Genomic DNA, 25,696 nt, shown 5'->3' with positions numbered 1-25,696 from the left:
GTTCCTCAGGTGATCGTCTTGGTGACCACCCAGGCGTGTTTGCCGATCTGGCGGGCGCGGGTGAAGCCTTGGCGTTCGAACATGGCGAGGTTGCCGTTGTGGAGGAACGAGCCGGAGGTCTTGCGGTCGGTGGTGTCCTCGGGGTAGCTCTCGACGACCCCGCCGCCGGCCGCCTCGATCTGCTGCAGGGCACCGGCGAGCGCCGCTGACCCGATGCCGTTGCGTCGGCGGCTGTTGGCGACGAAGAAGCAGGTGATGCGCCAGTCGGGCAGCGCGGCCAGCTCCTTCTCGTACGCCTTCCGGTGCTTGATCCTGGTCAACTCGTCCGTCGGCCCGTACTGGCACCAGCCCACGCAGTCATCCCCGTCGAAGACGAGCGCGGCGTGCGCGTGGCCTGCCTTCACCCGTTCTTCCTTCTCCGACCGGTTCTGCTCCGCGGTCTTGCCCTTGAGCCCGTCGGGATGGAAGCCCATGCACCAGCACCCACCCCAGACGCCCTTGTGATCCTCGACCAGCCGGGCGAAGTCCGGCCAGGTGCCCGGATCGAGCGGCTTGGTGGTCAGCTCCGTCATGATCCAGAACTATAGAACGATCCATTTCCACGGATCAATAGCTGTTGCTGTAGCCGGCCCCGATCGTCGTGCCGTCCTCGGCATCACTCGCGATCGTTTCCGCTGGAGGTTCTGCTGGGCGACCCGTCGGCCGGCAGTTTCGCCTGGCAGGCCGGCTGGTTCGCCGCCTTCCTCGGAGCGGCAGTCCTCACCTGGCGGCTCGGCTTGCGCAGCTACCAAGGCGCCGGCGCATGAGGCGGTACGGGCGGCTGTGGTGGAGTTGCCTGCAGCAAGCGATCCGGCGCGACCTGCAGTTCCGCAGCCAGACGATCATCAACGCGATCGCGTCCGCCGCCGAGCTGGTACTAGGGCTGATCCCGGTCCTCGTCCTCGCCGGCATGTCGACCACCGCGACCGGCTGGAACAGTCCGTTGGCGCTCGTGGTCGTCGGCCTGTACGGCGCCTGCACCGGCCTGATGGACTGCTTCGTCACGCCGAACCTGCGACGCATCGACAACTACGTCCGGCAGGGCGAGCTCGACCTGATCCTCATTCGCCCGGTGAACGCCCAGCTCTTCGCGCTGTTGCGGTGGATGGAGCCCGCGGAGTTCGGGCGGGTCATCACCGGACTCGCCCTGGCCGCGGCCGGCGCACACGCGGCGCACCTGTCGATCGACCCAGCGCTGCTGGCTCAAGCCGCGATCTGGACCGCCACCGGCTTCATCGGCTACAGCCTGCTCTGGGCGAACCTCGCGTACGTGGCGTTCTGGACGGAGAGCGCGGCACCCATCAACGACGTCGCACTCCAGGCCCGCGAAGCCGGGAAGTACCCGCAGACGTACTTCCCCAAATCCGTTCAGCTCGTCCTGGCGACGATCGTGCCGGCCGGGCTGATCGCGGCGGTACCGGTCGGAGTCCTGACCGGTACCACCGCCGCTCTCTCAACTGCTGCGCTGCTGCTGACGGCCGGCTTCCTGCTCACCGTCCTGCACTGGCAGGTCGCCAGTCGTCGCTACAGCAGCGCCAGCTAGCCGGTCAGGAGTTGGCCGAGAGGATCTGGTTGACGTCGTTGTTGGCCTTGATGAGGGAGGTGGGGTCGGACTGGAAGCCCAGCACCGACTCCATCGCCGGGGTCATCACCGCGGAGACGTCGGCCGCGTTGGGGTTGGCTGGGTAGGGAAAGACGTTGCCCGCTTCAACGGGTTCGAGAAAGGGAGTGATGTCCCACCCTGCCTTGGCGAAGGATGCCTTCGCGGCCGGCATGCTGGCGGTGACCGCGGGGAAGACGACGCCGGCCTTGGCGACGATGTCCTGGGCTTGTTGTGAACCAAGGAACTTCACCCACGCCCAGGACGCCTCCTTGCGGGTGGTGCCGGCCCAGATGCTGTCGGCGAGGCCGTTCATCATCGACATCCGCTTGCCGTTGGGGCCTTGCGGCAACCGGGCCAGTTTCGTCTTCACCTGCTTGAGCTGGGCGTAGGTACCGAGCATCCACGACCCGTTCGGGGTGATTCCGTACCTGCCCGCGCCGAAGGCCGTCGTCGCCGAACTGTCGATTCCCGACTTCGCCTGCGCGAAGCTCGGCATGTACCCCTTGGTGATGAGTCCGCGCCACCACCTGATGGTGTCGGTGAACTTCGGGTCGCCGTAGAAGAACTTGGTCCCCCACGGCTCGCCCTCGGAGTACTTCCAGCCGTTCGTCGCGGCGTACCAGCTCCAGCTGGTCTGCCCGTCGGCGCCACCCGCGTCACCGAAGCCGAGTCCGTAGACCTTCACGTTGCTCTTGTCGAAGCCGGGCTGGTCGCCGCGACGCCCCTTGCCGTCGACGGTGAGCCGGGCGACGATCTGCTCGAAGGTGCCGCCGTCCTGCGGATTCCACGTCATCGAATTCAGCTGCCCGGTGCTGATCCCAGCCGCCTCGGTGAGCGCGCTGTTGTAGAAGTAGGCCTCGGTGTCGAAGTCCTTCGGCAGGCCGTACCGCTTGCCGTCGGCACCGATCCACCGGTCGGCCAGGGTCTTCTGGTAGATGCCGAGGTCAACGTTGTCCTTGGCGACGAAGTCGTCGATCGCGAGCACCTGCAGCTTGTCCGCGAACAGCGGGTACTTGGCCGAGTGCGACGTGAACACGTCGGGCGCGGTACCGGAGATGAAGCCGATGACGAGTTTGTTCCAGTAGTCGCCCCAGCCGTTCTGCTCGATCTTCACCGAGTACTGCGGGTTCTGCTGCTGGAACAGCTTGGCGCACTCGGTGTACATCGGCAGCTGGGCCGAGTCCCACAGCCAGTAGGAGACCTCACCGTCGGGGCGGTCGGCGGCGCCGTTGTTGCAACCGGCCACCGCCGACGCGGCCAAGCCCGCGATACCGGCCTTCAGCAAGGTACGTCGGGACAGATTCATCGAGGCCACCTCACTTGATCCCGGAGAAACCGATGGAGTTGGTGATCTTGCGGGCGAACACCAGGAAGAGCAGGATCATCGGCAGCGCGGCGATCAGCGTCGCCGCCATCAGACCGGCCCAGTCCGGGCCGCCCTGCGGGGTCTGCGACCGGAAGATGCCGAGGGCAACCGTCAGGACGCGGACCTGCTCCTGCTGACCGACCAGCAGCGGCCAGAAGTAGTCGTTCCAGGAGTTGATGTAGGTCAGGATCGCGAGCGTGGCGATCGGCGCCGCGCTCATCGGGATGATCATCCCGAAGAAGATTCGCCGGTGGCCGGCGCCGTCGATCATCGCCGCCTCCTCCAGCTCACGGCTGATCCCGAGGAAGAACTGACGCAGGAAGAAGATCGCGAACGGCGTCATGAACGCGCTCGGCAAGATGATGCCGGCGAAGCTGTTCAGCAGCCCGAGGTTCTTGATCAGGACGAAGTTCGGCAGCGTGGTGAAGATCGGCGGCACCATCAGCGCCGCCAGGAACAAGGCGAACACCTTGTCCCGGCCAGGCCAGCGCAACCGGGCGAACGCGTACGCCGCCATCGCACTGAAGAAGACCTGGCAGACCGTCGTGATGGTTGCCACCACCAACGAGTTGCGCAGGTACAGCCAGAAGTTGACCGAGGCGCCGGAGCCACCTTGAGCCTGCGCCTCGGCGACGGTCGATAGGCCGAGTACCCGCTTGAAGGCACCGAGCGTCGTCTCGACCGGGAGCAACGAGTTCGGGTGGCCCGCCAGTTGGGTGTTGTTCGACAGCGCAGTACGGAGCATCCAGTAGAACGGGAAGAGGGTCAGGATCATCAGGACGATCAGGCAGGCCCAGGCGACGATCCGGCCCGGATTCAGCGGCTTCCTCATGACAGGTCACTCTCCTTGGCCCGCAGCAAGCGGAGCTGGAGCAGCGACACGATCGCGAGGATGGCGAACAGCACCATCGCCATCGCGGAGGCGTAGCCGAAGTCGAACCGGGTGAACGCCCGCTCGTAGATGTAGTAGTAGATCACCCGGGTGGCGTTGACCGGGCCGCCCTGGGTCGTCACCGCGACCGTGTCGAAGATCTGGAACGAGCCGATCATGGTGACCACCAGGACCATCACCAGGACGGGCCGCAGCAACGGCAGGGTGATCCGCCAGAACGTCTTGAGCTCGGTCGACCCGTCCACCTCGGCCGCCTCGTAGACGTACTTCGGGATCGTCTGCAGCCCGGCGAAGACGAGCAGCGCGGTGTAGCCCATGTGCCGCCAGACGTTGATCCCGGCGATGGTCGGGATGGCCCAGTGCGAGTCGCCGAAGAACGCGACCGGGTCGACCCCGATCCAGGTCAGGCCCTGGTTCACGATGCCGATCTGGAAGTCGAGCATCCAGTACCAGACGAGCGCGACCACGACGTTCGCCACCAGGTACGGCGCCAGGATCACCGCCCGGACCGTGATGGACTGGGTCAGTCGGTACATCAGCATCGCGATGCCGATCGCGAGGACGGTCTGCAGGCCGATGTTGATCACGACGTACTCGACGGTGACGCCGAGCGCGTTCCAGAAGAAGCTGTCGTGGATCATCCGGTCGTAGTTGTCCAGCCCGTTGAAGTCCGGCGCGGACAGCAAGCTGTACTCGGTGAAGCTGAGGTAGGCACCCCGCAACGTGGGCCAGACGTAGAACACCGCGAAACCCAGCGTCGCGGGGGCCAGGAAGATCATCGCGACCTTCAGATCCCCGTACCTTCGTCGTTTCCGTCGTACGCCGTCCGGCGTACTCGTCGTCGTGGTCACGGGGACGATCTCCTCCTCAGTAGGCGCCGTCCGTCGGACGGCTTCAGTCGATCGCTTGGACTCCCAGCAGAACAGCGCTCTCCGGCCACTGCGCCGGCACCTGTACGCCGACCGAGGCCAGCGCGGCGCCGTTGAGCTCGACCGTGCCGCCGTCGACCCACCAGGGCGCCGAGTTGCGCAGCTCCGGGCCCGGGGTCGCAACCTTGCTGACCCGGTAGACCCGGTCCTTGGTGAGACCCGGCAGCCGGACCCGGCCCAGGTCGGAGGTGATCGACTGAGCCAGCTGTACTGCGGAGAAGACCGCGCGGGAGCCGTCCTGTGCGACCACACCGTGCAGCAGGAAGTCGTCCGAGCCACGATCGGCACGGACCACCCGGCCGGTGTGCAGCAGCGGCCGCAGCTCCTTGTGCAATGCGACCCACCCTGCCAGCTCTTCGCGCTCCTCCGGCGATGCCGCGCTGATGTCCCACTCGATCCCGAAGTGACCGAACAGTGCGGTGGCAGCCCGGAAGCCCAGGCTCTGGGTACGACCGGTGGTGTGCGCCTTCGGCGGGCCGACGTGGCAGCCGATCAGCTCCGGCGGTAGCAGCAGCTGGGTGTAGCGCTGGATCTTCTGCCGCTCCAGCGCGTCGTTGCTGTCACTGCCCCAGACCCGGTCGGTCCGCTCGAGGATGGCGAGGTCGACCCGGGCACCACCCGACGAGCACGATTCGATCTCCAAGGCCGGGTGGCGGCGCTTGAGCTCGTCGAGCAGCCGGTACACGCCCAGTGTCTGCTCGTGGATCCCCGCAGTACCGGTCTGCTGGTTGCCGCCGTCAACGAAGTCGCGATTGTGGTCCCACTTCAGGTAACTGATGTCGTACTCGTTCAGCAGGCTGTCGAGCCGCTCCAGCAGGTAGTCGTACGCCGCCGGGATACCCAGATTGAGGCCCTGCTGGTGGCGCGCGGTCGGTGGCATCCGGTTGCCGGTGGCAAGGATCCAGTCCGGGTGCTCGCGGGCCAGGTCGGAGTCCGGGTTGACCATCTCCGGCTCGACCCAGAGGCCGAACTGCAGCCCGAGCCCGGTGACGTGGTCGACCAGCGGGTGCAGACCCTTCGGCCAGATGCCTTCGTCGACGTACCAGTCGCCGAGGCCCGCGTGGTCGTCGCGACGGCCCCGGAACCAGCCGTCGTCGAGCACGAAGCGCTCCGCACCGACCTCGGCGGCCGCGTCGGCGAGCGCCTTCAGCTTGTCGAGGTCCAGGTCGAAGTACACGGCCTCCCAGGTGTTCAGTACCACCGGGCGGTCGGTCTTCGGGTGCGTTTCGCGCGCCCGGAGGTACTCGTGGAAGCGGGTCGACAGCTGGTCGAGGCCGATGCCGTACGAGCCGTAGATCCACGGCGTGCTGTACGTCCCCTGCGGAGCCAGGCGCCCTTCGCCGGGAAGCAACAGCTCGCCGCCGCCGATCACGGCGAACCCGCTCATACCGCGTTCGGCGTACGAGCGGTGGTTGCCGCTCCAGGCGGTGTGCACGCCCCAGATCTCGCCGGTGCCGAAGTCGAAGCCCGGGGTACCGGCGATGAGCAGCAGAGTCGCGTCGGCGCCGGTGCGGCCACGGCGGTTGTCGCGGATGTGCGCGCCCTGGGTGAACGCGTGCCGCTGCGGGTGCCGCTCGCCGATGTGCCGGCCGGTCAGGTCGAGCAGCTCGGTCGCCTCGGTCGGCACCGGCAGCGCGAGCACCAGCCCGTCGACCGTGTACGCCGAAGTACCGGCGTTCGTCAGCTCGGCCTTGGCCCGGACGAGCCCGGACGCGGTCAGCTCGATCACGAGCGCCAGGCTGAGCCCGGCCTGCGGGTCGGCCGCGGTCACCTGGACCGTGTTGCCGGTCTGCGCGACCTCGTTGAGCTGGAAGGAGGCGGAGAAGTCCTGCCCGTCGCGGTGCCCGTTGAGCCCCGGCAGGCCGAACCAGCCCGCGGAGTACTCCGGGATGAGCGCGACCGGCAAGTTGTCGTCGAGCCCGTTGCCGTCCTGGACCGCTCCCACCCCGTGCCTGAGCCCAACCAGAGCGGCCTCGTCCAGCGGGCCGAGATCGGCACCCCAGTGCAGCACGGACGGAAGGGCCGGACCGGAGCAATCCAGCACAAGGCTGACACCCGCCGAGCGGAGCTGCAGCACCTTGATGTTCGACACTGTTGATTCACTCTGCTTTCTGATTGTTTTCAGGACGAAACTATTTACCCAAACAGAGCGGGTGTCAATAGCTTCACCTGGTTAAGTAAATACCGCAATCAGTCAGCGCTAGCAAGGCGCGTCCGCACGAGCAGATCGTGCAGTGCGGCATCGGCGGCGGACCGCTCAGCCAGCTTCGACTCGGCCTCCGCCTTGGCCGCCATCAAGTCCGGCAGGTAAACCGGCGCCTCAGCCAGCTCGAGCAATTCGCGCAGATCCGCCTGTACAACGCGGCCCAGTCGTCAGGCCGGCCACTTCCCCGGCCGGCAGGAGATGGACGCACCGATGCTCCTTCTCCGGACCGATCTCAGCCAGGCGTCAACCTTAGCCACGTCGGGCACCGCGGGCAGAACGGTTTTCTGCAAGGCATCCTCGAGTTGGGCGTGGAGGTCCAGGCGCCAGCGTTCGACCTCGGCCCAGGGCAGCTCGCCGCGCTTCACCGCCAGCAGGCGGTCGCGCTGGGGGCCGACGTCGACGACCAACTCGCCTTCGGTGAGCAAAGTACGGGCCGCTAGCAACAAGCGGATGAGGTGCATGACGTGCTTCCACTTGGGGGCGCCGTCGCGCCGGTAGTCCGCCTCGATCTTCTTGAACTGGCTCAGCACGTAGCCCGAGTAGGTCTGGTAGGCGAGCTGGGAGAGGAACGACCGCCGCAGAGCTAGGAGCTCCTCACCAAGGGGCGTCTGCTGCACGATGAGCGGCGAGTGAAGGACCTCGAGCAGGTTGGGGTTCGCCTTCAGCGCAAGCTCACAGAAGCGCTCGACCTCCCACGAGAACCATTCGTCCTCAGGCCCGTCGACATGCATCGGCGGCTTGCCGAGCGACCAGAACGCCTCCGTCGGCGCGACGTACACGCCACGCGTATCGGTGTCCGAGGCATCCGTGTCCAGCCCGAACGCCCGCGACCCCACCACCGCCGCGTAGATCGTGTGCTCGAGCACCAGCCGATCCCCATCCGGCTGATCCACCGCAATGGCTTCACTCTGGTATGCCGTCCGCAGGCTCAACTGATCGCGTTTCGCCGTCGCCTCACGCCCATCCACCAGCCGCACGACGTACTGCCCGTCAGCCGTCACCCCGCTGACCCGCCCAGTCGCACCCCGCTGCGCAGTACCGCCGGCCGCATCGCGCCGCTCGACCCGCAACACCACCTGCGTCCCCACCGGCAACTGCGGCCCTTCGATCACCATGCCGCCCATGCTCCCCGATTCCCGGTCCGCCACCACCCACCAACCTCCCGCCGCCCCGCCTCCCCCGCTCACCGCCGCCTGCCCAGCCTCGGCCGGGGCGACTTGGTGTGTGGTGGCGGACCGGCTCGCCTTATTGACAAATTAGACTGTCAATACAACAGTAGGCGGCATGAAGTTGCTGGAGGAGCCTGCGAAAGTGCGGGCCGCGCTGTCGCCGTTGCGGCGGCAGTTGCTCGAACTGCTGCAGGAGCCGGCCTCGGGGACTCAGTTGGCCGCGACCCTGGAGCTGCCGCGACAGCGGGTCAACTACCACCTGCGAGAGCTCGAGAAGGCTGGGCTGGTGGAGCTGGTCGAGGAGCGTCAGCGGCGGGGTTGCGTCGAGCGGATCCTGCGCGCGACCTCCGGCTCGTTCGTCGTGGACCCGGGCGTGATGGGCCGGAGCTTCAGCCGGATCGGCGATCAGTACGCGGCCGAGCATCTGGTGGAGGTTGCGGCCGGCACCGTTCGCGACGTGGCCCGGATGCAGAGCAAGGCAGATGCCGATGGCAAGCGGCTGCTGACCTTCACGCTCGAGGCCGAGGTGCGGTTCGCCGAGCCCGGCGACGTGCATCGCTTCACCGACGCGCTGACCGAGGCGGTCCGGCAGGTCGTCGAGACGTTCGACACCGAGGGCGGCCGGCCCTATCGGCTGATCGCCGGCGGCCACCCCGCGCCCCGTAGTACCGGATCCGGCAGTACAGAAGCCGCCAGCCCACGAGGAGAGAAGTCATGAGCGAGGAGACGCCGCGGATCGTGGTGACCGTGGCCGCGCCGGTCGAGGCGGTCTGGGACGCCCTGCGGGACAAGAAGAAGATCCAGCACTGGCACGGCTGGGAGTACGAGGGGCTGGACGCCGAGATCGACCTGATCTTCTTCACCGGGTTCACCGCGGACGGCGAGACGCACACGCTGGAGCTGCACGGCGGCGACCGGTTCGTGGTCGAACCGCAGGAGGGCGGCTCGAAGATCACCCTGACCCGGGCGCCGCATGGCGACGACCCGGCGTGGGACGCGTACTACGACGACATCACGGAAGGCTGGATCACGTTCGTCCAGCAACTCCGCTTCGCGCTCGAGCGACACCCGGGCGATGCGCGCAGGACGCTCTTCTACTCGGGCGCCGGCGATCGCAGTACGGGACCGGCCGATCAGTTGGGACTCGACGCAGCGGTCGGTGCGGTCTACGCCGCTGACCTGATCGGTGAGGCGGTGACCGGGCAGGTGTGGTTCCGGTCCGAGCATCAGGTCGGGCTGACGGTGGATCAGTGGGGTGACGGGCTGCTTGTGCTCAGCCATGTCGGCGCCTCCGACAAGAAGGCGAACGGCGCCGCGATGGCCGTACTGACCTTCTACGAGCTCAGCGACAACGAGCGTGCGGCGATCGGCAAGCGCTGGCAGGACTGGTGGCCGCAGCGCTACCCCGCCACCGAGGAGCTGCCTCCGTCCAGCTGACCCAGCGGTGACAGAGCAGTGACAGGGCGCAAACGTGCCAGCACTCTCGGTCTACCCTTGGCTGTTACCCGGGAGTACATTCTCGCTGCACGGTGACCACCACGGGGTCCAAGTGGTCGCCGACCTTTGGCGAGGAGGCCTTGCTGTGCTCAGTCCGCGCTCGGCAAAACTCAACTGGCGTCGTTTGTCCTTGACCATCACCGCTCTCACCCTGACGGCCGGCAGCCTGGTCGTCACCACTCCCGCAGCCCACGCGGACGGCCCCGGCTCCGGTACGCCGTATGTCGTGACCGTCGGCGACTCCTACATCTCCGGCGAAGCGGGTCGCTGGGCCGGCAGCTCCAACAACTCCGAGGCACCGGCCGACGCGCTCGGCAGCCACGCGTACCACGACAACGCCGCCGGGACCGCGGAGACGATCCCCAGGTGCCACCGCAGCAAGTCGGCCGAGGCGTACGTCGGCGGTGGTGTCGGCGGGCTCAACCTGGCCTGCTCCGGCGCTCGTACCGGCACGTCCACCGGCGACGACTTCAAACCCGGGCTCGACTTCTACGACGACGGCGCCGGCCACCTCGGCCAGGCGAAACTCCTGCAGCAGTTCGCGGCCGGCCACAACGTCAAGCAGGTGGTCGTCTCGATCGGCGGCAACGACTTCAACTTCGCCTCGGTCGTGCAGTCCTGCGTGACCGACTTCCTGCTGTCGCCGTCATGGAACCCCGACTATTGTCGCGACGACTCGTCGGTGGTCGCCAACTTCACCACCGCCAACGTCACCGCAGTACGAGGCCGGATCGCGACGGCCTTCCAGAACATCCGTACTGCGATGCGCAACGCCGGCTACGGCGACAACGCGTGGACGCTGCTCGTCCAGACGTACCCGTCGCCCATCCCGGCGGGGAGCGGCTTCCGCTACGGCCAGTCTGGTTTCACCCGGCAGAGCACCGGCGGCTGCGGCTTCTGGAACGCCGACGCAGACTGGGCCAACTCGAGCGCACTGCCGACTATCAACAGCACCGTCCGGGCTGCGATGGGTCAGTCCGGTCTGACGAACACCCGCCTGCTCGAGCTCCAATCCACCTTCAACGGCCGCCGCCTCTGCGAGAAGACAGTAGGCCTGTACGAGGAGGTCGGCCTCACCTCCTGGACCCAGCCCACCGCCGTCGACAAGACCGAATGGATCAACCAGATCCGCACGGTCACCACGGTCGGCTCGAACTACTACATCCAGGAATCCATCCACCCCAACTACTGGGGCCAGCTAGCCCTCCGCTCCTGCATCCGCCAGACCTACACCCAAAACCGAGGCGGTACCTGCACGATCGCCGGCACCGGCTTGCTCAACGGCGAACCACGGATGACGCTGAACTGATCCCTCACCCCAGGAAACTCCCACGCCCACTCCTAACGTCGCGGTCCAGGTTCACCAGCTCCCACCCACCCTTGAACGCGGGCTCATCCGTCGCCCGCTCAGTGAAAGCGATGGGTGGGAGCCCGGCACCGCGCGGTTGCAGTGGTTGGGCAAACCCGACGCCTACTCCGCCGGCCAGCCCTGCGTCGCGTCCGCGTTCGCTAGCTCCCGCCCACCCAGTACGCGGGCTCTCCGTCGCCCACTCGGCGACAGCGAGTCGCCGGCCCCGCCCCGCGTGGTTGGCGATCCAGCCACCGCGGCTGGCGCAGCTAGCGACTAATGGCCGGCCCGCCGCCGCAAGGCTGGGCAACCGGCATGTGACTCAGCAGTCAGAGCCCCCGAGGCGGTTGGCCCCCTGTGCGTCCCGAGCGACAGGACATAGTGCGGATTGCCGACGGTCAGGCCGTGTGCTCAGGCGGGAGGCGTGGGGCGGGGCGTCACTATGTCCTGTCGTTAGGGACAGAGGTGGGCCCGCTCACGCGCGGCAGCTGATCTCCATGCCGTCTTCGACGGGGAACTCGGTGGTGACGTAGCCGTTGGCTGGGTTGCGGACGTAGGTCAGGTAGTCCGACATGCTGGGGGATTTGATGTCGTCGGCAACGACCAGGGCGCCGGGGGCGAGACGATCCTCCAACAGGCGTAGCACCGGGAGGCAGAGGTCTTTCCAGCCGTCCAGGAGGAGCAATCCGATCGGGCCTGGGATGTCGGCGAGGGTGGTCAGCGCATCGCCGGCCAGGATCGTCACGGGGGCGGCTACGCCGGCTTCCTCGAGGTTGGATTGGGCTGCGGCGATCTTGGTTGTGCTCAGCTCGGTGGTGAGTACCTCGCCGATGCCGTTGTCGACGAGCGCGGCGGCCAGGTAGATGGTCGAGATCGCGTACGACGTACCGAACTCGACCACCGTCGCCGGGCGGGCAGCTCGCACCAATGAGTAGAGCAGTTGGCCGCCGGCGGCGGAGATCGGCATGTAGATGTCGGCCAGCGCATCGGCGCGCTCCTGCGTGGTAGCCGACTCATAGGAACGACCGCCGACCCAAGGTGACGGCGCAGCATCATCGCGCTCCGCTCCGGCGAAGAGGCGATCGAGGACCTTCTGGACAGCTGGACTATCGAGTGTGTTGGTCATGACGGCTAGACTAGACGCAACGTATAGTCTAGACAAGAACACGAGGAGGCCGGCGATGCATCACGGGAACAGGCATGGACGGAGCGAAGAGGCGCGCCAGGCCGTTCTCGAAGCGGCCGACGATCTCATGGTGGAGAAGGGGTTCGCCGGCCTGACGGTCGAAGGAATCGCGAACCGGGCCGGGGTCGCCAAGCAGACGATCTATCGCTGGTGGCCGTCCAAGACGGAGATTCTGATCGAGGCGTTCGTCGACGACGCCGCTGACTATCTGACGCCACCGGACACCGGTGATCTCGCCACGGACCTACGCCGCCACCTCGCCAAGGTCGCCGACTTCCTCACCCAGACAGACGCAGGCGCCGTTTTCCGCGCCCTCGCAGGCCAAGCCCAACACGACCCAGCGGTAGCCGAACGCCTCCGCGCCGACCACCTCACCCACCAACGCGAACGAGACAGCCAACCGCTCCTCCGAGCGATCGCCCGCGGCGACCACCCCGCCGACACCGACGTCGACTTCGCGGTCGAGCAACTGGTCAGCCCGATCTACTACCGCGTCCTCGTCACCGGCGAGCCGGTCCCCCGCAAGTACACCAACCGCCTCGTCACGCAGTACCTCAGCCTAGGTGGACCAGGCCGCGCCGAAGGGCTTCGGTGATGGCGCCTGCGCGGTTGGTCGCGCCGAGTTTGCGGTAGGTGCGGACCAGGTGGGTCTTCACCGTTGCCTCGCTGAGGTAGAGGGTTGCGGCGATCTCACGATTGCTGAGGCCGTCGGCGAGTAGGCGGATCACCTCCACCTCCCGATCGCTCAAAGCACCGCCGGGTGTGGTCACCTCCTCGACCAGCAACCCCACCGCTTCTTGCGCAAGGCCGGTACCACCGGCGTCAGCAGTCCTGAGCGCGCGGAACAATTCCTCGGGCTGCCCTGCCTTCAGCACATAGCCCCGAGCACCGGCAGCCAGTGCCAAGGCCACGTCGGTGCGCGTCCCGTGGCTGGTCAGCACGACCACCCGGATCCCCGGTGCCGCTCCGGCCAGCCGCCGAGTCGCCTCGATGCCGTCGATCGCGCCCTTCTCCAAGCGCAGGTCCATCAGGACGAGCTCGGGCTGCAACTCGAGAGCCAGCCGGATCGCCTCCTCGCCGTCACCGGTCTCCCCGACCACCTCGAACCCGGGCTCGCCTTCCAGTAACGCCCGCAGCCCGGCCCGGACCACCACGTGATCGTCGACCAGCAGCACCCTCATCCCGCGGCCGCCGCGGTCGGGATCGAGACCGTCAGCGCCGTGCCACGACCAGGCGCACTGTCCAGCGTCAAGGTGCCACCAAGGTTGCGGAGCCGCTCCCGCAGCGCGGGCAGGCCGAATCCCCTGTCCTGACTGGGCTTCCCCGGCACTACACCAGTGCCGTTGTCGCTGATCCTGAGATGCACGGCTTCGGCCTGCCAGTCGAGCACGACCTCGATCCGATCCGCCCCGGCATGATCCCTGACATTCGCCAAGGCCCCTTGCACAGTTCGCAACAGCGTCGTCTCCGCCTCCGGGCTCATCGACCTGGCCGACCCTGTCGTCGTCAGTACAACGGTCGGCCCGTACTGCTGCTCCCGCCGGCACAACTCCTCCAAGGCAACGGCAAGCCCACCCTCTTCGAGCTCCGCCGGAGTCAGATCAGCGATGATCCGCCTAGCCTGTACTACGTTCTGCCCCAATCCTTCGGTGACATCGCGGACCCGTTGTCGCGCCTTCTCCGGCGCGACATCCCAGTCCCGGTCGGCCGCTTGCAGGAGCATCCGGCTGCCCGCCAGGTCCTGAGTCAGCGTGTCGTGGATCTCGCGGGCGAGCCGGGCCCGTTCTGCCACGACACCCGCCTCATGCTGATGATGAGCCAGCTCGTCGCGAGTACTGCGGAGTTGCTCTAGCAGGTGCTGCCGGATCGCGGTGTCCCGCTGCTGTCCGGCGTACAGGGCGACGGTGGCCCAGATCGCGGCCGCGGGTGGCAACAGTAGGTCGAAGTCGCCCGGCTGCCGGTAGAGCGCCGCGACGAGGAAGATGGTGGTGATGCCCACGGCAACCAGAGCTGCTCGCGTCGGCAGAGCTCGCAACAGCAGACAGGCCAGGGGAATCGCCAGCCAGCTGTAGACCGTCGCGTACGGCGCCGGCACGGTGCTGACCAGCAGCATCCAGACGCCCGTCGCCGCCGCCACCAGCGGAATCTGCCAGCGGCCAAGGCGGCCTCCCGCCCAGACCGTCGTCGCATAGCCACCGCACAGCAGGATGCTCAAGCTCAGCACGTAGACGCAGAGCGCGGTGTTCAGCGAGAGGAACCGGGCGAACGAGCCGATCACGATGAGGAAGAACACCGCGTGCACGGCGAACTCGAGGCGGGACACGGTATTCCTGGACACTTCCGCTCCCTTCGCGAGCCTTGGCCATCGTCGAGTGTAGCCAGCTGTCACCAGACCATCCGGGCCTCAGCGTCCAGGATGTAGTCCCAGCCAGCCCGGAGTGGGCGCGCCCGCCACCTCACCGAAGTACAGGGCGAACGTCTGCCGCCAGCGCTCGACCTCGGCCCGGTCGCCCATGAAGGCGGGGAATCCGTCCAGGCCGGCGTTCGCGTAGGTCCAGATCGGCCGCAGCCCGGCGGGCGCCGCCATGTCGGTGCGCACAGACCACCCGTTGAACGAGGTCTCCTGGCGTGCCATCGTCAACTGCCAGTTGAGATAGAGCTTGGCAGCGGTCTGGTTCGGCGCGTCCGCGAGAATCGCGGCACGCTGCCCCCATGCCATGAAGGGATCCTTTGCCGGCACCACCCACCTGGTCGGCGACGTCGCGCGCGGATTGCCGGAGCCACCTAACCCGAGTGCCTTCTGCCCCGAGTTCAGGGCCAGGGCCGGAGTATGGCTGCCACGAGCGAACGAAACCTGCTGCTGGGCCAGCTCGGCGATCCACGACCACCCGTAGGCCTCCGCGTAGCGCTTGTAGAGGTAGAGCGTCGCATCGTCGTCATTCGGATAGGCCGACGCAATCTGCCCGCGCCACCGCGGATTCGTCAGGTCTCGTGGCGACGTGGGTACATTGCCGCCGACGCCGGCGACGTTGTAGCTGTAGCTGAAGGCGTACACGCCCACCGCGACCCACGCACCGTCGGCATCCTTGAATCGGTCGTAGACCTTGTCGAACCCGGCCGGCTTGTACCGGAGTAGGCGCCCCTGCTGCTTCCACCTGGGGAAGTTCTGCACGGTCTGAAACTGCACGACATCCGGCACCAAGGTCCCGGTCGCGAACTGGTTGTCCACCCGGACATCGTGAAACTTGCTGTAGTCCACTACCAGCGTCAACGCGATCTTCGGGAACCGCGCCCGGAACGCCGCCGCCATCGCATCCTGCTGGGTGGCCGTGTCTCCACCCGCGTAGATCACCAGTTTGCCGGACTCCCGAACCGCCGCCTCGTACAACTCATCCAGCGACCGCCCCTCCTCGCGAGCCGCAGTACGAGCCGACGCCGGCACCCCCACAGCCAGAGCGGCCCCAACCCCGGCCCCTGCTCCCAACAACCTCCGACGACTGATCCCACTGACCACGACGACTCCTTCGATCGATGCTCCGACCTGACGATCGTCGCGTCCGGGCGCCGGTCCGCGCGTCGTCCATCGGGATCGATCGGCAGCGATCCGGTGGAATCCGGATTCATCCTTTCGGTTGAACGCGACTTTCGGTTGAACGCGACTTACGGTTGAACGCGACGAGGCCCCCGGCAACCAGTTGGTTGCCGGGGGCCACTTAGTCAGGTCAGCTCAGGTTGAGACTCGTGTCGTCGACGACGAACGAGGTCTGCAGGGAGCTGTCTTCGGTACCGGTGAAGGTGATGGTGGACGTCGTGCCCGCGAGGGACGAGACGTCGAAGGACCGCAGCGTGTAGCCCGCGGCCTTGTTGAGGTTGGAGTAGGTGGCCAGCGTGGTCGCGCCGGCCTTGACGGTCAGCTTGTCGTACTGGATCGACGTGGTGGTCTCAGCCGTGTCGATGTGCAGCCAGAAGGACAGCGTCCCGTGGCAGCCGGCCGGGATGGTGACGGACTGGCTCAGCGAGTCGGTGTGAGTCGAGCCGTAGCCGTCGAGCCACGCCTTCTTCGCACCGCCGTGGCTTGGCTGACCGGATGAGCTGTCGATCACTCCGGCTGTGGCCGTCCAAGGCGCCGCAGTAGCGGATTCGAAGCCCGGGTTGCCGAGCACCTGGCCGGAGCAACCCCCGCCACCACCAGTGATGGTGAAGGTGAACGAGGTACTACCGGAGCCGCCCGCAGTCGCTGCGGCCGTTGCGGTGACGTTGAACGTGCCCGCCGCGGTCGGAGTACCGGAGATGGTGCCGGTGGAGGCGCCGATGGTGATGCCGCCCGGCAGGCCCGTGGCCGACCAGGTGTACGGCGCGGTGCCGCCGGTGGCGGTCAGCGTGAATGACGCGATCGCGGTACCGACTACGCCGCTCTTGTTGCCCGGGTTGCCGACGGTGACGCCGCCCGTCGCACAGGTCGGGTCAGCAGCCTGTGCCGGAACGCTTACCGCGTCCCACGCCGCCTTGACGGTGTTGAACTCGGCGCAGCTGCCCGGGTACAGGTTCTTGGCCGCGGTCAGCGTCCAGGTGCGGTACTTCAGGTACGAGCTGCTGCTCGTCTTCATCAGCATCGCGTTGTACATGATCTTCATGGCCTTCTGGATGCCCAGACCGGTCACCGTCGAGCTGTTGCAGGTCGGGCTCGCCGGCGAGCCGTTGCTGCCCTGCGACAGCAGGTAGAACCAGTGGTTGCCGGGTCCGGCCGCCGCGTGCACCTCGGTGCCCGGGATCGAGCTCGAGTAGCAGTTCGGGTCGCCGAGCGCCGACGGGTTGTACATGTTCCGGATCGGCCCGCTGCCGACCAGGTTGACCTCTTCGCCGACCAGGAAGTCCGGCGGGTCGTACGCCGCCGCCTGGTTGCTGTAGTACTCCGTCGCCGCACCGAAGGTGTCAGCGACGAACTCCTGCGTTCCCGCTCCCGAGATACCGCCCGGGGTGTGGTCGTCGATGCCGTGACCCATCTCGTGCGCCACGACGTCGACCGAACCGATCCAGCCACCGGCGGTGTTCTTGCCGATCTGGATCTGGGTGCCGTCGTAGTACGCGTTCTGGTCGTTCAGACCGACGCGGATCGGCCAGGCGCCACCGGAACCGTCCATGCCGTTGCGGCCGAGCCAGTCGGTGAGCATCTTCTTCTCGGTCTGCGCGGCGTAGAGCGCGTCGACGCAACCGGTTTCCTTGCTGGTACCGACCCCGTTGCCCCAGTTGTCGTCCGGACCGGAGAACGTCTGGTTGTTCGCCGAGTCCTGGCAGGACAGGTTGGTGGTACCGGGGTCCTTCATCGAGTAGGTGCTGCCGGTCAGCGTGGTGGCCAGGGTCAGCGGGCTGGGCCCACTGAAGGCGGCCGTACCGTTGCCGGCCAGCACGTGCTCCTTGGTACCGAGCACCTTGCCGCTCGCCGCGTCGACGTACACGGACAGGCTCGACGGCTCCTCGCCGTTACTACCGGTGACACGGGACTGCCAGGCCAGCCGCGGAATACTGCCAAGTGCGTACACAGCCAGCGTCGGCGTGGTGCTGGACGTAACGGTCTTGAGCTGCTTGGTCGCGGTCGCCTTGGCGGTCGCGGCGCTGATTCCGGACTTCGTCGCGAGCTCGGGAATCGCGGTGGTCTGCGCGACCGAGGTGGCCTTGACGGCGCCGCTCGCGTCGGTGACGACGACGAAGTCACCGCCGATGACGGGCAGGCCCTTGAACGTGCGCTCGTACGGGACGTACTGCAGCCCGGACGGTTCGGAGATGACTGGCTTGGCGATGAAGCTGTCGCCCTTGCCGGCATGCAGTCCGGCTGGACGGTCCGCCACCAACGACGACGCGGACTGGGCCGCGAACGCCTTCGACTGGGCCTGTGTCGGCCTCGGCGGTGGTGCCGCACTCGGCACGGCGCTGGAGGCCGTGGTACCCAGTCCGGCAGCGGTGGCTACCGTGAGACTGGCGATCGCGAGAACGGTGGCGGGCTTACGGGAACGCTGGAACAAGACCATCGGTGTGGTCCCTTCGCGAAAATAGTGCTGGGCGGGTCGCGCGCCGCCGGGCTGGCAGGCAGCCGCACCACTTCCGCCTGGAACGCTCCGGCTCCCCACCTGGCGCCCTGCGATCCCTCCCCTTCGTCCACCGCCGGTGGAGCGCGCGGACGGACACTATGCCCGCGCAATTTCCCCGGCAAGGCGCGGAAATGCCGCTGACACCAACACGCCAAGTGATCACGTTGTCACCGTCCGGACATCGCTTTCCGTGTCACTTCCGGGCCATTTCAAGGCCACTTGGACCTGACATAGGCCTGGGTCCGCCGCCAGCCTGGCTCCAACTCGAACCCGCCTAGGGCGCCAATCCTTTGGCTGTGGCAGCGAAGCCGGCCGACCAGTCCGACCCGATGATGTTTCCGATGTATCCGTCCGGCCGGATCAGGATCAGTACGTCGCCTGTTATCCCATAGATTCTGGCGACCTGGCCGGTGGTGTCAGCGAGGCTGCTCTGATCCCCATCACCCTCTGAGCGCACCGCATAGCAACGAAGTTCGGCGCCACCATCCGGCCAGGCCAGCTCCGGCAGCGTCCCGATGGCTGTGGGGCCGAAGGCCAGCAGGGTGAAATGCGGTCCCCGGTAGGCGTCGAACAACCTGCTGACGCCAGGCCCGGTACACGGCGCGTCCGGCGCGCGATCGCCTACCTGCAGGGTCTTGGTAGCCAGTCCGTCGGCGGGAGCGAGTGGACCACCTCGATAGGAGAGCCCGATCTGCCGTTCCTCGTCTCCGCGCTTGAGGCTCGCGAGCTTGCGCTGGTCGAGACCGGCGTAAAGCTCGGTGGACCGGCCGAGAACTCGCGCGGCGACCGGCCGCCGTTCGGCCTCGTAGCTGTCGAGCAGGGAGTCCGGTGCGCCGGCGATGACCTGGCCGAGTTTCCACCCCAGGTTGTAGGCATCCTGTACTCCGGTATTGAGCCCCTGCGCGCCGGCCGGAGTGTGCACGTGCGCGGCGTCGCCCGCCACGAACACCCGGCCGGCGCGGTAGTGCTCGACGATCCGGATGTTCGGCCGGAACACCGAGGTCCAGGTGACATCGCGAAGCCTGAGGCCGGTGAGCGAGTGGAACCGCGCCGCCAGCGCAGCCTCGTCGACCTCCGGCGCCTCCTCCGGCTTCAGACGGAACATCAACTGGAACTGCTCGGAGTGGGGCAGCGGGCATGCTCCGACGAACCGGCCGCCCGGACGCGGCCAGACGTGCCACCGCTTGCGAGACAGCCCGTCGATCGTGGCGTCCACGATCAGCGTCCGGTCGGACTGGTCGGTCTCCCCCGCGAACTGCAGGCCGGCGGACTTCCGTACTGCGCTCCCGCCGCCGTCGGCGCCGACCAGGTACTTGCTGCGCACCCGCTCCCCCGAGGACAGCGTCGCGGTCACACCGTCGCCGTCCTGCTCGAAGCCTTCCAGCGCAACGCCGAACTCGATCCGCAGGCCGAGCCGGTCGAGCAGCCGGTGCAGGATGGCGTCGGTGCGAGATTGCGGTAGCAGCAGGATGTTCGGGTGCGGCACCTCCGGCGTCGGCTCGTACCGGCGCTGCATCCGCCACGGCACGGTGATCGGTCCGAGATGGATACCCAGCAACGGGTATGTGCCGCCCTCCGCATGCGCCTCGGCCAGCACGCCGAGATCTTCGAAGACCTCCTGGGTCCGCGGCTGCACTCCCTTGGCGCGAGACCCTTCGAACGCGTGCGGCGCCTTGTCGATCAGGCGAACACGCAGGTCTCGCCGCAGCATGTCGGCCGCCAGCGCGGACCCGACCGGGCCGGCTCCGACCACCAGTACGTCGATGTCATGGGTCACGGCACTTCTCCCCGAATAGTGGCTACACCGTAGTCGATACGTTTCGGCTACAGTGTAGCCACAATGCCGCACAAAAGGTCCCGCCCGGGGCGCCCCTCGATCTCGGTCGACCGCGTCATCGACGCCGCCGTCGAACTCGTCGACGAACTGGGACCGGCCGACTTCAGCATGAGAGTGCTGGCGCAACGGCTGGAGTCGAGCACAGCCACCCTGTACCGCCACTTCGCCGGCAAGGACGCGATCCTCATCCACGTTGTGGATCGTGTACTCGGCGAGGCACCTCGGCATGTTGTCGACCTGCCGGACGACTCGACCTGGCAGGAGCGGCTCATCGCCGGCGCCGAGGCCTTGTTCCGGACCCTGCAGCAACATCCGAACGTAGTACCGCTCTTCGACAACCACGTTCCGCTCGGTCCGCACGGACTGGCCGGCCGAGAAGCCGCGATCGGCATCCTGCTCGCCAGTGGATTCCCTCCCGATATCGCCGCCAGGGCCTACACCGCCATCGGCCACTACGTCATCGGCTTCGCCGGCCAGCTACGCGGCGGTGACAGCACAGATACACATCAAGACCTCAGCGATTTCTATCGCTCCCTCGACCCCGCCCACTACCCCGCCACCGTGACCTCAGCGTCTTTCCTACCCAACTCCCTGGACGAGGAGTTCCGCTTCGGCCTCCAACTCCTGGTCGACGGCCTCGCCAGGCATCTTAGCTAGCTGCCGGCCCGAAGAGGAAGATCGACGCGGCGATGGCGACGGCCACGGCGGCGAGGCCGAGGACACCGGCCATGGTTGCCTGCAGCAACAAGGCGCCCACGCCGGCACCGGCGAACATCGCGGCGACCGAGCCGAGCCGGCGGTGTGGTTTGGCATCCTTGCCGCCTCCCAGGACACCGTCCGCAGCCAGCCCGGTCAGCGTCAGGGTGAGCACCGTGGTGGTCAGGTCCTTCGGCGCGGCATAACGCACGATCGCATTCTGCCAACCGAAACAGGTGGCCAGCATCAAGATCAACACGTGTGACGTACCGCCCGTCCGGTGCAGTACGTCCGTCCCCACCAGCAGCGCGGCAACGGCGATCACCGAAGCCTGCGCCACGAACACGAACCCGAGCCACCGATGCACCCTGTTCTCCAGAGCCCTCGCGGCCCGTGCCCCGATCAACGAGCCGAGCAGGAACCCGGCCAACGAGACCAGCGGCGCCACCACCGTGAACCCCGATTCCGGCGACAGCGCGAACCCCAGAAACACCACGTTGCCGGTCATGTTCGCCACAAAGGTATGCCCGAGCGCCAGATAACTGACCGCGTCGACCAAACCCGTCGCCACGGTCAGCGCCAAGAACGCGGCCACTTCCCATCGCCGCCCGACCGGCACCGCCATGTCCGTCAGCCTAGTCGCCGGCCAGCCGGGGATGGTCGCGCCAGGCCGGCATCGTCGCCATGTAGGCAAGGGTGTCGGCCTCGATCTTCTCCCGCGGGTCGGCCGGATTGCGGCGCGCCTGCCAGGACACCATCGACGCGAACCGGGTCTCGAAGTCCTGAAGCTTGCCGTCGGCATCGACACAGTGGGCGCAGTACCTGCCGCTCTCGATCGGCATGCTGCAACTCTCGCAGGTGGTGGTCATAGTCATTGCCGGGCTCCGTTCGAACGTACGAGGTCGGACAAGGTCGTGAGCAGTACGGCTCGCTCGCCGGGTGGCACAGCGGCGAACGCCTCGGTCAGCGCGGAAACGCTGAGCACGTCGCGATCAGCCCGCAGTACGGCGAAACCCTTCGGCGACAGCCACACCAGCGTGCGGCGCCGGTCCTCCGGATCGCGCTCACGCTCCAGCACGCCTTTGGACTCGAGCTGGGTCACGATGTCGCTGACGACCGACTGCGCGCGCTCCAGGTGCAGCCCGATGTCGCCGACGGTCATCGGTCCGGTTTGCGAAAGGCGCTGCAGGACAGCCCGGCTGGCGCCGGACAACTCGTTCCGCTTGCCGTCCCGGCGGTGAAACCGCAGGTACGCCTCGCGGTACAGATCAGCGAACGCCTGAGCGTTCTGTTCAGCCGTGCTCACACAGAGAATGTCCACCGCACCAGATCCATCGTCAACCCCGATGCATCCGCCACCAACCGGAGACGGCAGCCGTCCGGACAGACGAGCTCAGAGCAGCTTCAGGAGTTCGGCGCCTTGACCGCGGTGTCGAACAGCATGGCCGCGGCCTCTCGAGCGGTGGTCGCCGCCGAGGGGTCTCGGTCCATCCGTGCCGATACCCCGGCGCCGTCGTACAGGAGGTGCAGTTGCCTGGCCAGTCCTTCGGCGTCGGCGACGCCCGCTTCCCGCGCGAGGTCCGTGAACATCGTCCTGACCCAGGACCGGTAGCGGTCCGCGGCGCACTCGACGGGGCTTCCGGGCAGCGCCTCGGCGCTGGCCGTGATGTGGGCGCAGCCGTTGAAGTCGGGGTCGGTGAAGATCTGGCCCTGGGCGTCGAAGACTCCCAGGAGACGCTCGCGCGGGGTCCGGAACCGGGTCAGAGTGCGTTCGACGTGTTCGCGGGTGCTGGCGTGGCGGGCGTCGAGATAGGCCTTGACCAGTTCTTCTTTGCTGCCGAACAGGTTGTAGAGCGATGCCTTGGCGACACCGGCCTGTTGCACGATCCGGTCGATGCCGACGCTCTGCACACCGTCGCGGTAGAAGAGCTCATCGGCGGCGGCCAGCAGCCGTTCACGCGCGGACGGCTTCGAGGTCGTCACATTGCTCGGCATAGCTCTTCCTTCTACTGGACTGTCGGTACAGTCTACTGCTCCAATCGGCGGCCTATCCGAGCCCCACCTGATAGAACACGCCTAGACAGCTCCGTCTGCCCAGTGTGCCTACGCCGCGCCGAAGTCAGGGGGTCAGCGCTGCCAGAAGGAGGTTCGGGTCCTCGTTGAGAAGGAAGGACGCACTGGCTACATAGATCGACTTGCCCCGGATCGCGACGGTGGTCGGGCCACTGATGCCGTCACTGGCCTCGAGCACGGCGGAGTGCGAGCCATCCGCGCGGATGAGGTCGACGCGGTTGGGCAGGTTGACCGCGGCGATCACGGAATCGGAGTCGCCGACGAAGGCGAAGTCGTCGATCCCCTGGATGCCGCTCGACCTGGCCTGTACCGGCCCCGGGCGTCCGCCATGCCGGATGGGGATGCGCATCAATGTGCCCTGGTCCGTGTTCGTCGCCCACACGGCACCGTTGCGGATCTTCAGGCCGTTGACGCCCAGGACGTCGGTGCGAGTGAACTGCGGGGCGCGCAGCCACACCGTCGGCTTGCCGCCGGTCAGCGGGGCCCGCCAGATCAGTCCCAGCACCGAGTCGCTGAAGTAGAGCTGGCCGGTACGCTCGTCGACATCCATACCGTTGGGGAACCCGTTGCCGGGGGTGGCGACGATCCGTTGCGGCAACTTGCCCGGGCGGATCCGCCAGATGCCGTTGAGGTCGTCTCGGCCGGTGACGTAGCCGACGTACAGGGTGCCGTCGCTGGTCCGGACGAGGCCCGTGAGCAGTGAGTAGCCGAGGATCGGAACCCCGGCACCGCCATCGGGTGCGGCTGGGAGCGTCCCAAGGGTCTGCACCTCGCCGCTCGGACTCACCCGGACGACCTGGTTGCTGCCGGCCAGCCCGACGAGTGCGGCGCCGTCAGGCGCGATGATGATCGTCTCAGGCCGTTGATTCGCCTTGAGGTTGAAGTGAACCTGGATGCGTGGATCGGAGAGCGGAGCCGCTACCGATTGGGCAGGGGTGACCGAGGCGACCGCCGTGGCGGCCACGGCGATGACACCTGCGAGTGCTTTCGACAGGAATTTCTTGGACATGCTGGTTCTCTTCCTCAGCTGTCGAGGAACAGCTTGGCGTGGGTGACGAACCGCTGTGGGTACTGGAAGTGCGAGCCGTGGTTGGCGTCCGGGTAGAGGATCAGCTCGGCGTTCGGCAGGAACTGCTGAAGGATGTACGAGTTGATCGTCGCGATGATGATGTCGTCGGTGCCGTTGACCACGAGAACCGGAGCCTTGATGTTCTTCAAGATCGCGTACGCGGGATCCTTCGTCGTGCCGTAGGCGTGGATCGCAGCGCCCTGGCCGGCCCAGACCTGCCCACCGAACGGCGAGTCGTCGCGGTCCTCGCGGGCCACGATCCGCTCGACGTACTTGCGCCCCAGCTGCTGGCTGGTCTCGGTCGGGGAGAACAGGATCGGCAACCACATGTCTTCCTGCCGCGGGAGTTTGACGCCGAAGAGTGCGCCCGTCTCCGGCGGCGTTTCGCCGATGCCCACGCCGCCACGCGGGCCGGTGCCGACAAGAACCAGCTTGCGCACCAGGTCCGGCCGCTGGATGGCAACCTCCTGCACGACCAGTCCGCCCATGGAGTGGCCGACCAGGTCCACACTTGTCAGGCCCAGGGCGTCGATGAACGTCGCGGCGTCAGCGGCCATCTGCTCGATGGTGTCCGGTACGACGCCGCTGGTGGACGCGACTCCCGTGTTGTTGAACAGGATGACCTCGCGGTCGGTGGCGAACCCGTCGCTGATCGCCGGGTCGTGGTCGTCGAGGTTGCCGACGTAGTGCTGGAAGAACACGACCGGGCTCAGGCCGCCGGCCTGATTGCCGAACCGGCGGTAGGCGAAGCGAATGCCGCCGGCCTCGACGAACTGGGTCGGGGCGGTGTCGTGGGTGTAGTCGTTCATTACAGCGCTTCTCCTTGAATCAGCGTGTTGACTGCGGTGCTGGCCGGACGGCGGGCTCGCCTGCCGGCTGGACGGATCAGACGGCTGTACGTCCGCCGTCGACGGGGATGACGGCGCCGGTGATGTAGCTGGCAGCCGGTGACGCCAGGAACGCGATGACGTCCCCGATCTCCTCCGCCTCCGCCGTGCGGGACAGAAGCGTGGTCTTGCCCAGGGCGGTGAGCCTTTCCCTCGGTGAGCCACCGGTGTAGGCCGGTCCGGGGGTGATCGTGTTGACCCGTACACCGGCCGGGCTGTACTCCGCGGCCCACGAGCGGGTCAGCGCGGCGAGCGCGGCCTTGGTGGCGCTGTAGGCGGCGCCGCCGGCCAGGCCGATCTGCCCGGCCATGCTGCCCAGGTTGATGATGATGCCCCGCCCCCGGTCGGCCATCTGTGGCGCGATTGCGGCGGTCAGGAAGTACGCACTGCGCACGTTGGCGTCGAACAGTGCGTCGAAGGTGTCGGGCTCCAGGTCGGCGGTGGGACCGAACCAGGAGAACCCGGCGTTGTTGACCAGGACATCTATCTCCCCGGCGGCGGCCGCCAGTCGCTTGATGGCGGCGACGTCGGCCAGGTCCGCGGCGAGGAACTCCGCGCTTCCACCCGCGCTCTCGATCTCCTTGACCACCGCGGCTCCGCGCCCGGCGTCGCGGCCGTGAACCAGGACCTTGAATCCGTCCCCGGCGAGCTTCAGCGCGGCGGCCCGGCCGATACCGGAGGTCGCCCCCGTCACCAGAGCTACGCGTATCTCGGTCATGATCGCTTCCTTCCATTGAATAGACCGGTCTGTCTGTCGTGGTCAACAGTTGAGCAGACCGACTCGTTCTCGTCAAGTCGAGACGACCCGCCATC

At 67.3% G+C, this 25,696-nt stretch carries 26 protein-coding genes; 6 read left to right on the top strand and 20 right to left on the bottom strand.

What is annotated here, in order from left to right; genetic code table 11:
• Positions 1 to 5: 5 nt before the first annotated feature.
• Positions 6 to 572: a GNAT family N-acetyltransferase gene (locus tag G3I17_RS05490; RefSeq protein ID WP_164594703.1), complete on the bottom strand. Its 567-nt coding sequence runs from the start codon at positions 570 to 572 to the stop codon at positions 6 to 8.
• A 230-nt stretch (positions 573 to 802) separates the two neighbouring features.
• On the opposite strand from G3I17_RS05490, the gene G3I17_RS05485 reads away from it, so the two are divergent.
• Positions 803 to 1,582 carry an ABC-2 family transporter protein gene (locus G3I17_RS05485; protein ID WP_164594701.1) on the top strand — a complete coding sequence of 260 codons (780 nt, stop codon included), beginning with the start codon at positions 803 to 805 and terminating at the stop codon, positions 1,580 to 1,582.
• A 4-nt stretch (positions 1,583 to 1,586) separates the two neighbouring features.
• On the opposite strand, the gene G3I17_RS05480 is transcribed toward G3I17_RS05485, so the two are convergent.
• The 6 genes from G3I17_RS05480 to G3I17_RS05455 form a co-directional block, all read right to left on the bottom strand.
• The gene (locus G3I17_RS05480; protein WP_164594699.1) at positions 1,587 to 2,948 is read right to left on the bottom strand and encodes an extracellular solute-binding protein; all 1,362 of its coding nucleotides are present in this window, start codon (positions 2,946 to 2,948) and stop codon (positions 1,587 to 1,589) included.
• Between the two features lie 10 nt (positions 2,949 to 2,958).
• Entirely contained in the window at positions 2,959 to 3,840 is an 882-nt protein-coding gene (locus tag G3I17_RS05475; protein ID WP_164594697.1) for a carbohydrate ABC transporter permease, read from the bottom strand.
• Positions 3,837 to 4,679 (bottom strand): sugar ABC transporter permease, encoded by an 843-nt coding sequence (locus G3I17_RS05470; RefSeq protein WP_164595118.1) that lies wholly within the window; start codon positions 4,677 to 4,679, stop codon positions 3,837 to 3,839. Before G3I17_RS05470 ends, G3I17_RS05475 begins: the two co-directional genes overlap by 4 nt.
• A 115-nt stretch (positions 4,680 to 4,794) precedes the next feature.
• Positions 4,795 to 6,921 (bottom strand): alpha-galactosidase, encoded by a 2,127-nt coding sequence (locus G3I17_RS05465; protein ID WP_164594695.1) that lies wholly within the window; start codon positions 6,919 to 6,921, stop codon positions 4,795 to 4,797.
• A gap of 98 nt (positions 6,922 to 7,019) precedes the next feature.
• The gene (locus G3I17_RS05460; RefSeq protein WP_203589774.1) at positions 7,020 to 7,166 is read right to left on the bottom strand and encodes a hypothetical protein; all 147 of its coding nucleotides are present in this window, start codon (positions 7,164 to 7,166) and stop codon (positions 7,020 to 7,022) included.
• Between the two features lie 36 nt (positions 7,167 to 7,202).
• Positions 7,203 to 8,183: a nucleotidyltransferase domain-containing protein gene (locus G3I17_RS05455; protein ID WP_343238212.1), complete on the bottom strand. Its 981-nt coding sequence runs from the start codon at positions 8,181 to 8,183 to the stop codon at positions 7,203 to 7,205.
• Positions 8,184 to 8,319: 136 nt separating this feature from the next.
• Here G3I17_RS05455 and G3I17_RS05450 point away from each other — a divergent pair, with 136 nt between their 5' ends.
• The 3 genes from G3I17_RS05450 (at position 8,320) to G3I17_RS05440 (ending at position 11,010) form a co-directional block, all read left to right on the top strand.
• Positions 8,320 to 8,922: a helix-turn-helix domain-containing protein gene (locus tag G3I17_RS05450; protein ID WP_164594693.1), complete on the top strand. Its 603-nt coding sequence runs from the start codon at positions 8,320 to 8,322 to the stop codon at positions 8,920 to 8,922.
• A complete protein-coding gene (locus G3I17_RS05445; protein WP_164594691.1) occupies positions 8,919 to 9,641 on the top strand; it encodes an SRPBCC domain-containing protein in 723 nt (240 codons plus the stop codon). Before G3I17_RS05450 ends, G3I17_RS05445 begins: the two co-directional genes overlap by 4 nt.
• 145 nt (positions 9,642 to 9,786) lie before the next feature.
• On the top strand, positions 9,787 to 11,010 hold the full coding sequence (locus G3I17_RS05440) for a hypothetical protein (protein WP_203589773.1): 1,224 nt from the start codon (positions 9,787 to 9,789) through the stop codon (positions 11,008 to 11,010).
• 514 nt (positions 11,011 to 11,524) lie between these two features.
• On the opposite strand, the gene G3I17_RS05435 is transcribed toward G3I17_RS05440, so the two are convergent.
• On the bottom strand, positions 11,525 to 12,175 hold the full coding sequence (locus G3I17_RS05435) for a class I SAM-dependent methyltransferase (RefSeq protein ID WP_164594689.1): 651 nt from the start codon (positions 12,173 to 12,175) through the stop codon (positions 11,525 to 11,527).
• 55 nt (positions 12,176 to 12,230) lie between these two features.
• On the opposite strand from G3I17_RS05435, the gene G3I17_RS05430 reads away from it, so the two are divergent.
• Positions 12,231 to 12,830 carry a TetR/AcrR family transcriptional regulator gene (locus G3I17_RS05430; protein ID WP_164594687.1) on the top strand — a complete coding sequence of 200 codons (600 nt, stop codon included), beginning with the start codon at positions 12,231 to 12,233 and terminating at the stop codon, positions 12,828 to 12,830.
• Here G3I17_RS05430 and G3I17_RS05425 read toward each other — a convergent pair.
• The 5 genes from G3I17_RS05425 to G3I17_RS05405 form a co-directional block, all read right to left on the bottom strand.
• Positions 12,790 to 13,416, bottom strand: a complete 627-nt coding sequence (locus G3I17_RS05425) for a response regulator transcription factor (RefSeq protein WP_164594685.1) — start codon at positions 13,414 to 13,416, stop codon at positions 12,790 to 12,792. The two genes, G3I17_RS05430 and G3I17_RS05425, sit on opposite strands and share 41 nt — an antisense overlap.
• Positions 13,413 to 14,573 (bottom strand): sensor histidine kinase, encoded by a 1,161-nt coding sequence (locus G3I17_RS05420; RefSeq protein ID WP_164594683.1) that lies wholly within the window; start codon positions 14,571 to 14,573, stop codon positions 13,413 to 13,415. The genes G3I17_RS05425 and G3I17_RS05420 overlap by 4 nt, the downstream gene beginning before the upstream one ends.
• Before the next feature lie 66 nt (positions 14,574 to 14,639).
• Positions 14,640 to 15,749 (bottom strand): ABC transporter substrate-binding protein, encoded by a 1,110-nt coding sequence (locus G3I17_RS05415; RefSeq protein WP_164594680.1) that lies wholly within the window; start codon positions 15,747 to 15,749, stop codon positions 14,640 to 14,642.
• 208 nt (positions 15,750 to 15,957) lie between these two features.
• Positions 15,958 to 18,261, bottom strand: a complete 2,304-nt coding sequence (locus G3I17_RS05410) for a M4 family metallopeptidase (protein WP_164594678.1) — start codon at positions 18,259 to 18,261, stop codon at positions 15,958 to 15,960.
• Positions 18,262 to 18,595: 334 nt separating this feature from the next.
• Complete coding sequence (locus tag G3I17_RS05405; RefSeq protein ID WP_164594676.1) at positions 18,596 to 20,098, bottom strand: FAD-dependent monooxygenase; 1,503 nt, start codon at positions 20,096 to 20,098, stop codon at positions 18,596 to 18,598.
• A gap of 63 nt (positions 20,099 to 20,161) precedes the next feature.
• Here G3I17_RS05405 and G3I17_RS05400 point away from each other — a divergent pair, with 63 nt between their 5' ends.
• Positions 20,162 to 20,815 (top strand): TetR/AcrR family transcriptional regulator, encoded by a 654-nt coding sequence (locus tag G3I17_RS05400; RefSeq protein WP_164594674.1) that lies wholly within the window; start codon positions 20,162 to 20,164, stop codon positions 20,813 to 20,815.
• Here the strand turns inward: G3I17_RS05400 and G3I17_RS05395 are convergent.
• The 7 genes from G3I17_RS05395 to G3I17_RS05365 all read right to left on the bottom strand — a co-directional run bounded on the left by G3I17_RS05395 (position 20,808) and on the right by G3I17_RS05365 (position 25,601).
• A complete protein-coding gene (locus G3I17_RS05395) occupies positions 20,808 to 21,479 on the bottom strand; it encodes a YoaK family protein (protein WP_164594672.1) in 672 nt (223 codons plus the stop codon). The genes G3I17_RS05400 and G3I17_RS05395 overlap by 8 nt on opposite strands.
• A gap of 10 nt (positions 21,480 to 21,489) precedes the next feature.
• Entirely contained in the window at positions 21,490 to 21,696 is a 207-nt protein-coding gene (locus tag G3I17_RS05390; protein WP_164594670.1) for a hypothetical protein, read from the bottom strand.
• A 29-nt stretch (positions 21,697 to 21,725) separates the two neighbouring features.
• On the bottom strand, positions 21,726 to 22,160 hold the full coding sequence (locus G3I17_RS05385) for a MarR family winged helix-turn-helix transcriptional regulator (RefSeq protein WP_164594668.1): 435 nt from the start codon (positions 22,158 to 22,160) through the stop codon (positions 21,726 to 21,728).
• 98 nt (positions 22,161 to 22,258) lie between these two features.
• Entirely contained in the window at positions 22,259 to 22,849 is a 591-nt protein-coding gene (locus G3I17_RS05380) for a TetR/AcrR family transcriptional regulator (RefSeq protein WP_164594666.1), read from the bottom strand.
• Between the two features lie 124 nt (positions 22,850 to 22,973).
• A complete protein-coding gene (locus G3I17_RS05375) occupies positions 22,974 to 23,936 on the bottom strand; it encodes a hypothetical protein (RefSeq protein WP_164594664.1) in 963 nt (320 codons plus the stop codon).
• Between the two features lie 14 nt (positions 23,937 to 23,950).
• The gene (locus G3I17_RS05370) at positions 23,951 to 24,805 is read right to left on the bottom strand and encodes an alpha/beta hydrolase (RefSeq protein ID WP_164594662.1); all 855 of its coding nucleotides are present in this window, start codon (positions 24,803 to 24,805) and stop codon (positions 23,951 to 23,953) included.
• Positions 24,806 to 24,881: 76 nt separating this feature from the next.
• The gene (locus tag G3I17_RS05365) at positions 24,882 to 25,601 is read right to left on the bottom strand and encodes an SDR family oxidoreductase (protein WP_164594660.1); all 720 of its coding nucleotides are present in this window, start codon (positions 25,599 to 25,601) and stop codon (positions 24,882 to 24,884) included.
• Positions 25,602 to 25,696 lie beyond the last annotated feature (95 nt).

Origin of the sequence: Streptomyces sp. SID13031, from assembly GCF_010548305.1 — a bacterium.
Classification (GTDB): domain Bacteria; phylum Actinomycetota; class Actinomycetes; order Propionibacteriales; family Kribbellaceae; genus Kribbella.
The sequence above is the reverse complement of the archived record's forward strand: the minus strand, read 5'-3'. Positions and strand labels throughout refer to the sequence as shown.